At 43.2% G+C, this 12,781-nt stretch carries 13 protein-coding genes and 1 tRNA gene; 5 read left to right on the forward strand and 9 right to left on the reverse strand.

The window, feature by feature from the left end:
- Positions 1-2: 2 nt before the first annotated feature.
- Together LRM44_RS02000 and LRM44_RS02005 are read right to left on the reverse strand one after the other, a co-directional pair.
- A complete protein-coding gene (locus tag LRM44_RS02000; protein ID WP_243803562.1) occupies positions 3-737 on the reverse strand; it encodes a TIGR03943 family putative permease subunit in 735 nt (244 codons plus the stop codon).
- Positions 727-1,770, reverse strand: a complete 1,044-nt coding sequence (locus LRM44_RS02005) for a permease (protein ID WP_243803563.1) — start codon at positions 1,768-1,770, stop codon at positions 727-729. The genes LRM44_RS02000 and LRM44_RS02005 overlap by 11 nt, the downstream gene beginning before the upstream one ends.
- Positions 1,771-1,811: 41 nt before the next feature.
- Between LRM44_RS02005 and LRM44_RS02010 the strand changes: the two genes are divergently transcribed.
- Entirely contained in the window at positions 1,812-2,933 is a 1,122-nt protein-coding gene (locus tag LRM44_RS02010) for a DUF475 domain-containing protein (protein WP_243803564.1), read from the forward strand.
- A 7-nt stretch (positions 2,934-2,940) separates the two neighbouring features.
- Here the strand turns inward: LRM44_RS02010 and pth are convergent, their stop codons facing one another.
- Positions 2,941-3,501, reverse strand: coding sequence for an aminoacyl-tRNA hydrolase (gene pth / locus LRM44_RS02015; protein ID WP_243803565.1), 561 nt, complete (start codon positions 3,499-3,501; stop codon positions 2,941-2,943).
- 43 nt (positions 3,502-3,544) lie between these two features.
- Between pth and LRM44_RS02020 the strand changes: the two genes are divergently transcribed.
- Entirely contained in the window at positions 3,545-4,513 is a 969-nt protein-coding gene (locus tag LRM44_RS02020) for a GTP-binding protein (protein ID WP_243803566.1), read from the forward strand.
- Between the two features lie 552 nt (positions 4,514-5,065).
- Here LRM44_RS02020 and der read toward each other — a convergent pair.
- The 5 genes from der to LRM44_RS02045 form a co-directional block, all read right to left on the reverse strand.
- Positions 5,066-6,499: a ribosome biogenesis GTPase Der gene (gene der, locus LRM44_RS02025; protein WP_243803567.1), complete on the reverse strand. Its 1,434-nt coding sequence runs from the start codon at positions 6,497-6,499 to the stop codon at positions 5,066-5,068.
- A gap of 20 nt (positions 6,500-6,519) precedes the next feature.
- Entirely contained in the window at positions 6,520-7,026 is a 507-nt protein-coding gene (locus LRM44_RS02030) for a hypothetical protein (protein ID WP_243803568.1), read from the reverse strand.
- 83 nt (positions 7,027-7,109) lie between these two features.
- On the reverse strand, positions 7,110-7,817 hold the full coding sequence (locus LRM44_RS02035; protein ID WP_243803569.1) for a pseudouridine synthase: 708 nt from the start codon (positions 7,815-7,817) through the stop codon (positions 7,110-7,112).
- The gene (locus LRM44_RS02040) at positions 7,814-8,836 is read right to left on the reverse strand and encodes a response regulator transcription factor (protein ID WP_243803570.1); all 1,023 of its coding nucleotides are present in this window, start codon (positions 8,834-8,836) and stop codon (positions 7,814-7,816) included. The genes LRM44_RS02035 and LRM44_RS02040 overlap by 4 nt, the downstream gene beginning before the upstream one ends.
- Before the next feature lie 52 nt (positions 8,837-8,888).
- The gene (locus LRM44_RS02045) at positions 8,889-10,871 is read right to left on the reverse strand and encodes an ATP-binding protein (RefSeq protein WP_243803571.1); all 1,983 of its coding nucleotides are present in this window, start codon (positions 10,869-10,871) and stop codon (positions 8,889-8,891) included.
- Positions 10,872-10,931: 60 nt separating this feature from the next.
- On the opposite strand from LRM44_RS02045, the gene LRM44_RS02050 reads away from it, so the two are divergent.
- From LRM44_RS02050 to LRM44_RS02060, 3 genes are all read left to right on the forward strand, one after another.
- Positions 10,932-11,432, forward strand: coding sequence for a hypothetical protein (locus LRM44_RS02050; protein ID WP_243803572.1), 501 nt, complete (start codon positions 10,932-10,934; stop codon positions 11,430-11,432).
- Positions 11,433-11,519: 87 nt separating this feature from the next.
- Positions 11,520-11,789 carry a hypothetical protein gene (locus LRM44_RS02055; protein WP_243803573.1) on the forward strand — a complete coding sequence of 90 codons (270 nt, stop codon included), beginning with the start codon at positions 11,520-11,522 and terminating at the stop codon, positions 11,787-11,789.
- Positions 11,790-12,211: 422 nt separating this feature from the next.
- Positions 12,212-12,286 (forward strand) — tRNA-Glu (locus tag LRM44_RS02060).
- A 114-nt stretch (positions 12,287-12,400) separates the two neighbouring features.
- On the opposite strand, the gene LRM44_RS02065 is transcribed toward LRM44_RS02060, so the two are convergent.
- Positions 12,401-12,781, reverse strand: a complete 381-nt coding sequence (locus LRM44_RS02065; RefSeq protein ID WP_243803574.1) for a response regulator transcription factor — start codon at positions 12,779-12,781, stop codon at positions 12,401-12,403.

Genomic DNA, 12,781 nt, shown 5'->3' on the forward strand with positions numbered 1-12,781 from the left:
ACTTATATTCCGAGCAATTCATAAGGATATTTGGGTTGGCTGATTTTTGTGATATGCGCGTCGGTTATGACGTATTCAGCTTGACTATTAACGATTTTTTGCGACAATTTACCCTTGACGATTAGCCATGTTCCATCTGGGTAGTCTGTCGAAAAGTTTTTCTCGACCAGGATTTTCATAGGCACGCTGTCAACAGTGCAGCAACTTATAACGTATCTGACAATATTGAAGTAATTATAGCCGTAGTTTTTTAACAGATCATTTGAAACGAAGCCAGTTATGGTGATGTCTTTGCCGTTAAAATAAGCGGTTTCTTTGCAGGAATTTATTGCGGTTTTCCAGCGATTTATTGAGATTGTAGAAGAGTTCTCTTTCGGTTGAGGTGTTTCGCAACGACTTTCGGGCTCAATAATCATAGGACTTTCTTTTTGAGCAAGGCTACTCGGAGAGAGCGGTTTTGGCGGAAATATATATCCGACTGATAATATAATTATCGCAAAATAAGATATCGGGGTAATTTTTTTCAAGCTAATTCTAGATTTGTCTTTTGCGGGTTTATTTTTTAATTGCAACATTATATCAATAAGCAAAAGTATAACGCCGATTGCGCTAATTACGACCGCGAATGTGTGATAGCGTGGATGAACGTAAAAGCCGAGTTGGTCGCGCCAAGCTAATAGCAAAATATATGCGCAAACGACAATTCCGCCAATTGATTTTGCAAGGTTAGCGTACATATAAATTAACTCCCAGTCCGACAATTAGAGATAAGAAGAATACAGTTAAGGTAATTGTTGCAATAAATTTCCAGCGAAAAGTTGTTTTTAATAGCGTAATCATTTTTATGTCTATCATCGGTCCGAATAGTAAGAAAGATAAAATTGAGCCTGTCGTGAAATTTCGCACGTAAGCTAATGCAAAGAACGCGTCGATGCTGGAGCATATCGAAATGATGAAACTTAGCGTGATCATGGATATGACTGATAAGAAAATGTCGCCGCCGACGGCGTTTATTATGAATCGCGGAACGAAGATTTGTGTGGCAGCTGCGATGCTAGCACCTAAGACCAACATAGTAAATAATTGCCAGAATTCATTACGTGATGAGCTGAATAGGTTTGGCAATTTCGAACCGTGATTATGAGGGTGGCAAAGTTTTTCAAACTCTGGATTGACAATGGAATCTTCCTTAAAAAATCCGACGATAAAAGCGGTTATTTGTACGATAATTAGTGCAAAAATAATTCGCCACCAAACCATTCGGGCGTCAAAGCTGAAGGCGGTCATGGTTGAAATTATGGTTATCGGGTTTATGATTGGCGCGGCGAAAAGAAAGCTAATAACGTCGGCAGGTTTCAGTCCATTTGCTATTAAGCTGCGTGCAATTGGTACGTTACCACATTCGCACACGGGTAAAATTAGCCCGATCATAGAGAGCACAATTCGTCGAAGAAAGGCGTTTTTTGGCAATATTTTGAAAACGTCTTTTGATGATAAAAAGTATCTGATAAGCGCGGATATGATAATTCCTAAAATTAAGAATGGGACCGCCTCGACAATTACGCTTAGCGTCAGCGTGATGAAATCTTGTAATGACGGAAGTAATTTATTGCACCATTCTGCAAATTCTCCGTTTAATAACATGACGCCGAATCGTGAGCTGAATTGATAAATAGAAATTATAAGGGCGCCAAAAACCACCCAACCGATCAATTCGCTGTTGGCTGATAAAAACTTTTTTATGCGACCATCTGGCGATTTTTGTGCCATATATAAAATTATACTCCATGCTTATGCTATACTAAATCAATATGAAGCATCTTTTACATTCACATCATCCGTTTCGGATTTTCTGGTTTTCGGTCCTATTGACCTTAGGTCTGGGCAGTTTGATTTTTAGCCATATGGGCGTTAGCGGTCTTTGGCTATTCACTATTTTGGTGGTTTTGGAAGTTACGTTTAGCTTCGACAACGCGGTGATAAATAGCAAGGTTTTGGCGGGAATGAGTCAAATCTGGCAGAAAGTCTTCCTGACGGCTGGTATATTTGTGGCGGTGTTTGTTGTTCGATTTATATTGCCAATTGCTATTGTGATGATTGCGAGCGGCCACGGATTTATGGATGTTGTTAATCTGGCGCTACATAAACCTGTTGAGTACGGCAAAATCCTGCACGAGGCGTCGCCGATGATTGACGCATTTGGCGGTGCGTTTTTGATTATGATTGGGCTTAGCTATTTTATCGATTACAACAAGCGTGTTCACTGGATGCGACATGTTGAGCCGATTTTGGCGAAGGCTGGGCGATTTGAGAATTTTAAGGTGTGTATAATGCTTAGCGTGGCGGCTGTTTTGTATTTTACGGTCGAGGCGCCGCATAAATCTTTGGTGTTGATTTCGGCAGTGCTTGGAATTGTGCTGCATATTGGGTTGGAACTATTTGGGTCATTTTTCCATGAAGATGACGCAAAATCCGTTAAGATTAAAACTGGCTGGGCGGCGTTTGCTAGCTTGCTATATTTGGAAATTTTGGACGCCAGCTTTAGCTTTGACGGTGTGATTGGTGCGTTCGCTATTACCAACAGCGTGCTATTAATCGTGGCTGGACTGGGCGCTGGAGCAATTTGGGTTCGATCACTAACCGTATATTTATTGCGAACAGGCGCGCTTAGCAAATATAAATATCTGGAAAATGGCGCTCACTGGGCAATTATGGCGCTCGGCGTGATGATGATTGCCAAATTATTCCACTTGGAATTGCCGGAATGGGCGACGGGCGGCTTGGGCTTATTGTTCGTGAGTTTGGCGGTCGGCAGCAGCATATTGGAGGCTCGATCGATCAATCTGCAAGAAGCTGCGGCTGTGAAATTACATCAAGCCGAAGAGCAATTGAAGAGCGGCGCTTCAAAAATTGTGCCGCGAAAACGACGCTAGAATCTGTTTAATATTTTATACTGAACGGCTCGATAGTTCCGTTGATGAATTTCTCGATCAAATTAATTGATTCGGGTAATATCCAGCTTTGGAGAATCTTTTGCTCGTCTGAGTTGAATTTACCCAGGACAAAATCTACGTCACCAACTTGGCGCCTAAGCAAATTATCTGTGCCAATACGAATATGCCAAAAGTCTGATCCGACGTGAGAGTGGAGCGACTTTAATCCATTACTGCCCGCGTCTCGACCGCCTTTGCGGGTTCGAATTTTACCAAAATCCAGCGCCGTGTCGTCGTGAATAATTAGTAAATCGTCCAATGTCAATTTGTAAAAATCTAAGATTGCTCGGGCGGAAATTCCGACCTCGTTGTAAAAAGTAGTTGGCTTAACTAGTAGGATTTTTTCTCCGGAAATATTGAGTTCAGTGATATCGGCGGAAAACTTCGGCTTATTTGAAAAGGTTTTCCCCTGTTCTGACGCAAATTTATCAATAGCCAAAAACCCAGCATTATGCCTCGTGTTTGTGTATTTTTCGCCTGGATTTCCCAACGCTAAGATGACTTTCATAGACTTAGTATATCACCTTGTGAAAATGACGTATAATAAGCATATGGCAAAGCGTGACGATGATTTGGAATTTAGCATTAATGCGCCGTTTGATGATGGGCGAGCGATTATCGATAAAGTTCCGCTATATTTGGTGAATGGGTCGCTGGGCGCTGGGAAAACTAGTGTCCTTGAGTTCTTATTGCAACAAAGTGACTATAAGGGCTCTCGGGTGATTGAGAATGAATATGCTAATGAAAACGTTGACGGTTATCGATTGGAGAAATTGGCGGATATTGTGACGACTTTGGCTGGTGATTGTGTTTGTTGTTCGTCAAAGCATGCATTGACGCGAATGCTACTCGACTTTTGTCGCAATTCCCCCACCCCAGTGTTTATTGAGGCGACTGGTGTGGCGCGAACGATAAATTTGGTCGAGAAGTTGATTAATGCACAAATATTCAATAAGTACGAGTTGGCGCAGAGTTTTTACGTTATTGATGCATATGAGATTTTACGTGGAATTGAGCCGGCGCATGAAATTGAGTTGCAAGCGGCGGACATGATTTTAGTGACCAAAGAAGATTTGCTAAGTGACGACGAGCGATTGCAATACGAATCCAAGCTGAACTCCCTGCCTTACGGAAAAATATTGAGCGCGCCACGAGGTAAATTTGATATCAATAAAATGACGACGCCGTCGGGACTACTAACGTTTTTTGATACATACGATGGCGAGTTGGTCGTGCCGGATAATCCGACGTATGCTGTGCTGGATGTTTCTGGTATGAAAATTGCTGCGTCGACTCTGGAAAAAATTTGGCCAGAACTTTTTGGCGCTTATAAACTTAGGCGAATGAAGGGCTGTTTTATTGACGATAATGGCGCGCGGCATCATTTGGAGGCAACGGAAAATCAGATTCAAATAGCTAATTCTGCGGCGGAAGAGCCAGCAAAAATTGTGCTAATTGGTGAACGTGCGGACGAAATTACGCGTGAAGTTTTGTCGGCGCAATTGATGATGTTTGAATAAAAGTTCGCTTTCGTCGTTTCCGACTCATCAGCATAGACACGTATCTATGAAGCGAATACAGCTAAGATTCGTTATAAAAGAAAATAGCCCGCTCGAAAACGTGCTCAAGCCGAAAACTGGATTCAATATTGAGTCTATTTTCGAGCGAGCTATTTTCGAGCAGGCTTACGCCTGACTATCAGTAGGAGGGTTGTCCCTCTTGCCGTTGCACCAGATGCGCCGCCACGCAGCGGCTCCGGCTGTTCCAGCTCCGACAACTGCTCCGATTGGAGCAGTTGTGGCAACGGGAGCTCCCGCCGCCTTACCAATGAGTCCTCCTACGAGGGCTCCTGTAAGTCCTCCTGCCACGGCGGACCCGATAGTCACGCCAATGGCTGCGAGCAGCATGAGTTTGAGGAATCCTTCCAGCATGGGACTGTCCTTCCAGTTGGGCGGAGGATTTATTTTCCTCCAACGATGTGTCGAATTTGACGCAAGCTAACACATTGTGAAAGCTAATATATATATCACTAATAGAACAAAATGTCAATAGATTTTGTCAAAAATGTGGTATTATATGTCTTTTTCAGCGTTTTTGGCCTGCTTGTAGGCTTTGGTGACTGGCGCCAGACCGCGCGCAACGCGTTCACGATTGGCTTTTAATTGCTTTTCATCGCGGAAAGACATTTTAATCGGAGTTCCTGCAAAATTGAAAGCTTCACGTAAAGTTCGCTCCAAATAACGCTTGTAGCTCCAGTGGACAAATTTCAGATTGCTGCCATATATAACAAACCACGGCGGAGCAACGTCAGTCTGGACAATGTAGCGCAGCTTCGGGTGCGAGTTTTTCAGACCAGCTGGCGGATGTGCGGCGATGGCTTTCTGTAAAATGTCGTTTAAGGCGCGAGTTTTACATTCTTGGCGACGACGCTTATAAATATCAAGCGCTAGGTCGAATAACTTAGCGACATTCTGCCCCGTGACGGAAGAAGTGAATATCAATGGCGCGTACGGCGTGAACTTGAAATTATAGCTGATTTGTGGCGCGATTTCATCATGAGTATAAGCGTCTTTACCTTCGACGGAGTCCCATTTGCTGACGACCAGAACAAGCCCCTTGCCCGCTTCGTCAATAATTCCAGCTAGGCGCTGATCCAATTGAACGTTAAGCTCATTGACGTCCATAAGAAGCAGACAAACGTCGGCTTCGTTGATGGCTTGCATGGTGCGAAGAACTGAGAACTTTTCAATTCCCGTTTCTTGCTTTCCTTGGCGGCGAATTCCAGCGGTGTCGAGCAGTTCAATCGTCTGACTGTGATAACGAACTTGAACGCGGTTTACGTCGCGAGTTGTGCCGGCGACGTTGGCGACGATGGCTTGCTGCTTGCCCGCTAAGGTATTGAATAGATTACTCTTGCCGACGTTTGGGCGACCGATTAGCGCGACGCGAATAATGTCATCAGGTGCGGTTTCGGTGGCTGGCGGAATAAGTTCGGCGATGCTATCGAGAAGCTCCGAAATGCCGATGCTGTGTTCTGCAGAAGTTTTTATGATGTTTTTAATGCCGAGTCGCTTGAATTCGTCGATAGGAAGAGAGCCTTTTAAGTCTGCTTTATTTGCGATTAGAATGACTGGCTTGCCACTTTTTAGAGCCTTTTTGGCCAATTGTCGATCAGCGTCAGAAGGATAAACAGTGGAGTCGACTGTTACGAGGATTACATCGGCAGCGGCAGACGCGTCAGCAATTTGGTCCTGAATGGTTGCCTCAAATTCGTCCTCAGCAGTCTTCAATCCAGCTGTGTCGATGAGCCAAAATTGCGAATAGTTATCTGACGGCGCAGAATCTACGTTGCGTCGTTTGTACGAAACTTTACTAACGACGTTGTCGCGTGTCGTGCCGGCTTCCCTGGCGACTATGGCCGTGCGAGAGCGCGTCAAGCGATTAAATAGTGAGCTTTTGCCGACGTTGGCTTGCCCGATTATGGCGACTGTTGGTAATTTAGACATGATTATATATTATAGCAGTTTTAAGACATTTTGGCGAGCACGCTATTTATATAAGCCTCGCACGGACGAATTATTTTCAGGAAATCCGTAAAATAGTTCGGGTTGTTTTCTGTTGTAAACTCTTTAGACTTGGCTACGACTAGTTTGTACTCCTCGTCCTCACTATTATATTCCCTGGCATAATTGTGAATGTAGGCCTTTGGAGATTCTTCGTTAATTGGATTTGGGTAAAGTGTTATGTAATAATTTTCTTTAGGGTTATTTATGCAGTAGTAAACGTTATTATCGCCATCTTCGAACGCTACGGATATAGGATATTTAAATTTCGTAGTATGTTTCTCAACCTCTTTAATAAGTTCGATGTAAGCGTAGATTTGGTTTTCTAGGAGTTTTGGTAAAATCTTGGACTTATCCTTCTCATAGAACAGTTCATATATAGTATTCGACCTTTCTTCCTTAAGGTTGCATACGACTGCTCTTAGTTTTTCTGAGGGCAAGGGCTTAGATTCGCGTCCTAGCGTTTCCATTTTGCAATTACACTTTCTATTAAATTTAGCATAAAAGCTATATTACAATATTTAACGTAAAATGTAAATAGTCGCGGAGTAAATTATGAATTCATGAATTTCTCTTCTCGCCATTCGCCTCTTTTGAGGTCGCCGAGCGAATAATTGCCAAAGTTTGTTCTGTGGAGTTTTTTAACAGTGTAGCCTAACGCATCGAAAGTTCGCCGAATTTGACGATTTCTTCCCTCGCTCATTTCCACTATCCAGCGATAATCATCGCCTTCGTGTTGTCTTTCTAGCGTCAATTGACTGCGTCCGTCAGGAAGCTGTACACCAAAATCATTGATCATTTGGCGATGTAGAGGTTGCAATGGCTGGTCGATTGTAACGAGATATCGCTTAATCTTATAAAACGACGGATGTGTCATGCTGTGAGCAAAATCGCCGTCGTTCGTCATGAGAATCAGCCCAGAACTGTCTTTATCCAGGCGACCAACGGGTTTTAAGTGGTGAAGATTCTTCGGTAGTAATTTATAGATTGTCGGAACGCCGCCCTGAGAAGCGCGCGAACAAAGATATCCAGTTGGCTTGTGTAGGATGATGAGCTGTTTGGATTGCAATTCTAGCAATTTGCCGTTATAGGAAATTTTATTTGCGTCAGAAATTTGTTGACCCAATCTGGCGGGCTGACCGTCAACGATAATCTTTCCCTTCTCTATCAATTCGTCGGCCTTCCGCCTGGAAACACCCAAGCACAGCGCCACGAATTTATTGAGGCGCCAAGATTCTTGCTTTGTGTCTGGGTTTATCATTGTTGCGGATTTATCGGTGGAAATTGTGGTGACTGAGGTTCTGATGGTTGATGTGGAATGTTTTGCTCCTGAGGCTGTGCTTGGACCTGAGGTATTACGCTAGCTTGCTCAATAGGATTTGGTGCTAGCTGTTGTGGCTGAGGCGTTGGAATTGGCTGAGGTGTTGGAGCTTGCGCTGGTTGAGGCTCTGGAGTTGGTTGAGAAATTCTCTGCGTATTGTCTAATTCTTCTGCCATAAGCTTGGAAATATCTACAGAATTCTGAGAATCATCAGCTGGTAAAGGTTGAATAATGCGATCACCAAGCCCTGAAGGTCGCGGCGCAGGTGATGAAAATGGCGCCATAGGCTGCGGCAGAGTTGTCGGCTGAGGCTGAGGTATTGGAATTGATTGCGGTGCTGGAGCTTGCGCTGGTTGAGGTAGCGGTTGCGGCGCTGGAGCGAATACCTGTTGCGGGTGTTGTTGCGTAAGCGGATTTACTACAGAAGCTGTTGGCGTTGCAGCGGGGGCGGCTGGTTGCGGCGACAATGAAGAAATATCAGGTCTAGTAACTGGCTGCGGCGCTGCTGGAGTTGGCTGAGGTGTTGGAGCGACTGGCTCATATGTATGAGCTGGTTGTGAAACTGGCACTGGATTTGTGCCGACTCCCGGAAGATCTCCCAAGGTTTCGTGAACTGCTCTCACAACGTCCTCTATTCCTACCTGAGATTTCACCAGGTATTTATCAGCACCAAGCTGCTCGCCACGCTTTCTCTGATCCTCTGAGGATAGCGCGGTCATAATAATAACTTTAACGTCTTTTGTTTCTGTCGTTGAGCGTAAAATATCCAGCATATCAAAGCCAGAGATTTTTGGCATCATCACGTCGCTTAAAATTAATCGCGGACGTTCTTTAATTGCCATGGCTAGAGCTTCTTCTCCGTCGCCCGCCGAAACGATATCGTAGCCCTCCGCCAAAAGTCGTACACCGTAAATTTCGCGTAAACTTTTGTCGTCCTCAACCAATAAAATTTTTGTCATATGTTTATACTATACTGAAGTTTTGACAAAAAATCCATAGTTCTTATGGCTATTATTCGCGACCAGGAATTGATAATTGCTGGCGTTTTCGTCGCAATTCTTCCTCAATTTCAGCCAGCGTCGGCTCGGAAGAATTTCTGGCTGGTTGTGGAATTTCTGGCTGGGTCGTCGGGATTGCGGGTGTGGTTGGATCTGGATTTTCTGGAGTTGCGATTGCTACTGGGTCTAAATCGACAATTTCGCTATTATTTTCAGTTGTGATATCTTCCGCCTTCTCTTCTGCGGCAATTTCAGTTTCTTCTGGAACGGTAGAATCTGGCGTTTTATCTTCGGACTTTTTGGTTTCTGCAGATTCCAAGCGTTGTTTTGCGTCCGAACTATTCATGCGAGGAATTTCCAGATAGAACGTACTTCCCTCTTTATATTTGCTTTCAACTCGCAAGTTTCCAGACATCGCCTCGGCTAAACGACGGCTCAAATATAGCCCCAAGCCAGTTCCGCCAATTTCTCGCGTGTCAGAATTGTCCACCCGATAAAATTTCTGGAATAAATGCGGAATATCTTCGGCTGGAATGCCAATGCCGCTATCTTTCACGCTTACAGAAATCTGTTTATCGTCGCCGGTAATATTGACGACAACTTCGCCCGACGGCGTATACTTGATGGCATTTTCAATCAAATTGCTGACAACTTCCCTAAAATGGTCAGGGTCAATATTGGCATAAAAAATCGGCTGCAATGACTTCTCCTTACCTTCATCAATTATGTCTGGCATAAAGATGTAATTGAGCTGCTTTTCGCTAGCTTTTGTCGCCAAACCGTCAAAAATATCCTTCAAAAATTCGTTTACGTTGATGATCTTCGGGTTGTTTTTCATTCGCCCGTCTTCAACTTTGCTGATATCGAGGAGATCTTGGAATAACCGTCCCAGATGTTGCGCCGATTCGTGAGCCTTGGTGATGAAGTCGCGGGCTTTCTCGTCGATGTGAGCGGTGGCTGGATTTAACGCCAGACCCAAATAGCCCTCAATTGACGCAACTGGCGTACGCATCTCGTGGCTGGCGGTGGAAATGAATTCGGCTTGCTCGCGCTCCTCGGCTTTTTCTTTGGTGATGTCGCGGAAAACTACGATGATTCCTTCGCCGTCCGTGCCGACTGGAGAGCTGACGATTGACACTAAAATGCGTTTTTCGGAGCTGGTCAATAGGAATAATTTATCGTTATGAGTTGGCTGGTTTTTTGATAAAGATTGAGCTATTGGATTTTCGAGGTCTTCTACGTCTTTTCCGTCTGAGGTGACGAGTTTTAAGACGCTTTTCCAGTTAAGCCCGAGTGCGTCGCCTTGGTCCCAGCCGATGATTTGTTGGGCGGATGGGTTTATCAATTCAATGTTGCCGTCTTTGGAAATAGCCAAAACGCCGTCGTCGATGGCATTAATCACTACGTCAGATTTGTTCTCAACCGCGGAAAGTCTATTCTCCAGATTGGACGTATTGTCATCAGTTTTTTGGCGGCGAATCCATAGAACAAGGCTAAAAATCAAAGGCAAAAATCCGAAGAAGAGGTAGCCGATGATGAATTGTATGTTTATTCCCTGTTGAATGCTGGTGGCTATAATCTGCAAAATAACCAAAAGTCCCATTATTCCTAAGATTATTGCGCCGAAAAATCCTGCAAAAATTGCCACGATAATCCACATAACTAGGAATGGTGAAACGACTCCGCCGCTGGTAATTATGGTGGTTGCGGCGACAGCGACGGTTAACAAATACACGAAAATTCCTATTCCAGTTTCGTGTTTTCTGGGAAGCCAAAAACATAAAATCAGCACAATTAAGCTGCCAATTCCTGCTACGCCAGCCGCCAAATCTGAGACAGATAATCCGATTGGCAATTGATAGCCGGTCGGTATAAATCGCGCCCATGCGTATAAAAGAATGATTGTGAAACAACTCAGTAATGCCACTTCACACAATCTCCTTAGCCAAAATCTGGAAATTGCGTGAGGCTTAAAGTAAATCCCGCCCTTTTTCATGCTTTTATTATGGCGAATTTTCAGAAAAATCTCAAGTGATAAATGTGGTATAGTAACTCTATGAATCATGATCAGCATAATGACCAAAGTAACAATCCCGACGTAAGCAATGCGCCAGTCTATGACAGCACAGAGAAAAAGAGAGCCTTTAAGCGTGTTATGCTCTTTTCTTTAATGTTTACCATTATTACGCTAGTAGGAAATTACGTTTCAATGCGAGGATCGACAGGACCGTATAACATACACGTTTCTTTTTTGATATTAGCCATTTCAAACGCATCGATGATGCTCTCCCCGTTGCTAATTATTTTTATGATTAGGTGGTACAAGAGGGGTTATTATCAGAATATTAACAAGATGGTAAATGATAGTCCAAAAGCGGCAATCCACTCTTCTGTACTGTCGGCAATAATTTTTGCGGCGCTTTGGGTATATGGTAAACTTGTGTCGATAGATATTCTAATACTTTTTCCTGTAATCATCTTCCCTGTTGCGTTATTGACTATCTATTTATTGCCGATAATTGATGTGATATTATATGGATATGATAGGCATAAATAAAAAAATAATGAACTTTAATAATACTGATTCCTTTATTAATTGCGATAGGATAATAATTTGAAAATATAATAGTCGGGAGAATGATTTATGAATAATGATCAATATAATAATCAAAACAACCTTACGGATAACGCGCCAATCGCTTCACCTGGAACTGAAGATATGAAGAAGCAATTAACTTTTACGGAAGCTCCAGCTGTTGCAGAGCCCTTGCCTACTGCAGTCACGAATAAAAATATGACTAAAGACAGGACTATTATGCTGACGGTGTTTTTTGTAATCGTGAGTTTTGTGACAATTGCGCCAGTACTCAGTAAACATTTTGCCGCAGCCTTTTTAGTGTGGCATATGTTATGATGCCAGATCTCATACGTGACATTTTTATAATTTATAACCTAGCATTGTCGCTTATTATGATTAAGATGTGTGTATTTAGGCAATATTGGGCAACAAATGAAGTACTAGGGCGGGTCTCAAAAATAATTATTTTGCTGATATGTATGATATTTACATTTGTGTTTGCGTCCTCACTCTATGATTATAAGATTGATTCTATAAACAATAGTGATTCCATAATAATTGTAAGCAAGGATAGTGATAGGGCGCTTGCGGTTTTTTCTACCGCAATGACGACGCCAACAATATTTATAAACTTATATATTGTTATTCTTACAATTTACTTTTCTTGGGCTATGCTGTCTTATCATAAAAAGTCGACGTCTAACATAGGGAAAAAGTAGACAAGTCTTCCCTTTCCATGGTATAATCCATGGAGTTACGGCCCTATCGTCTAGCGGTTAGGACACCAGGTTCTCATCCTGGCAACCCGGGTTCGATTCCCGGTGGGGTCACCAAGAATGTCATTTTAGAGTCCGTAAGAGGCTCTTTTTTATTGTCTTGAATCATTTACAGTTCAGATATTCTAGGTGAATATCCTCAGCTTCATTTTTTATTGCGTCAAAATATTTTTAGTCATCGCTACTCATCTGCTTGACGACATCTATCAAATTCCGCGGCGTAATGTCAGCCTTAATTAGATATCCGTCAACACGACTCATGACGGATTTTCGTGAAGCCTCATCCTGCTCAAAATTGGTCATAATCAGAATCTTACTATTCGGAACCAAATCGACATTATTATTTCTCAGTGCGTCTAAAATCTGGTCACCGCGTTGCTCTGGTAGCATCAAATCTAAGATTATCAAGTCAAAGTTCTGGTTGCGTGCCGCCACTAGCCCGTCATTCCCGTCAACCACCCACGTCACGTCATATCCCGCTTTTTGCAGACTTCTGACGTACATTTCGCCAATAAATCGGTCGTCTTCCACGCATAAAATTGTCTTTATCAT

The sequence above is a fragment of the Candidatus Nanosynbacter sp. HMT-352 genome (assembly GCF_022819385.1).
Classification (GTDB): domain Bacteria; phylum Patescibacteriota; class Saccharimonadia; order Saccharimonadales; family Saccharimonadaceae; genus Nanosynbacter.

Bases quoted from the DNA above. Each gene is read 5' to 3' on its own strand.
- LRM44_RS02000 (WP_243803562.1), bottom strand. From the start codon at position 737: ATGTACGCTAACCTTGCAAAATCAATTGGCGGAATTGTCGTTTGCGCA.
- LRM44_RS02005 (WP_243803563.1), bottom strand. From the start codon at position 1,770: ATGGCACAAAAATCGCCAGATGGTCGCATAAAAAAGTTTTTATCAGCC.
- LRM44_RS02010 (WP_243803564.1), top strand. From the start codon at position 1,812: ATGAAGCATCTTTTACATTCACATCATCCGTTTCGGATTTTCTGGTTT.
- pth (WP_243803565.1), bottom strand. From the start codon at position 3,501: ATGAAAGTCATCTTAGCGTTGGGAAATCCAGGCGAAAAATACACAAAC.
- LRM44_RS02020 (WP_243803566.1), top strand. From the start codon at position 3,545: ATGGCAAAGCGTGACGATGATTTGGAATTTAGCATTAATGCGCCGTTT.
- der (WP_243803567.1), bottom strand. From the start codon at position 6,499: ATGTCTAAATTACCAACAGTCGCCATAATCGGGCAAGCCAACGTCGGC.
- LRM44_RS02030 (WP_243803568.1), bottom strand. From the start codon at position 7,026: ATGGAAACGCTAGGACGCGAATCTAAGCCCTTGCCCTCAGAAAAACTA.
- LRM44_RS02035 (WP_243803569.1), bottom strand. From the start codon at position 7,817: ATGATAAACCCAGACACAAAGCAAGAATCTTGGCGCCTCAATAAATTC.
- LRM44_RS02040 (WP_243803570.1), bottom strand. From the start codon at position 8,836: ATGACAAAAATTTTATTGGTTGAGGACGACAAAAGTTTACGCGAAATT.
- LRM44_RS02045 (WP_243803571.1), bottom strand. From the start codon at position 10,871: ATGAAAAAGGGCGGGATTTACTTTAAGCCTCACGCAATTTCCAGATTT.
- LRM44_RS02050 (WP_243803572.1), top strand. From the start codon at position 10,932: ATGAATCATGATCAGCATAATGACCAAAGTAACAATCCCGACGTAAGC.
- LRM44_RS02055 (WP_243803573.1), top strand. From the start codon at position 11,520: ATGAATAATGATCAATATAATAATCAAAACAACCTTACGGATAACGCG.
- LRM44_RS02065 (WP_243803574.1), bottom strand. From the start codon at position 12,781: ATGATAAAGACAATTTTATGCGTGGAAGACGACCGATTTATTGGCGAA.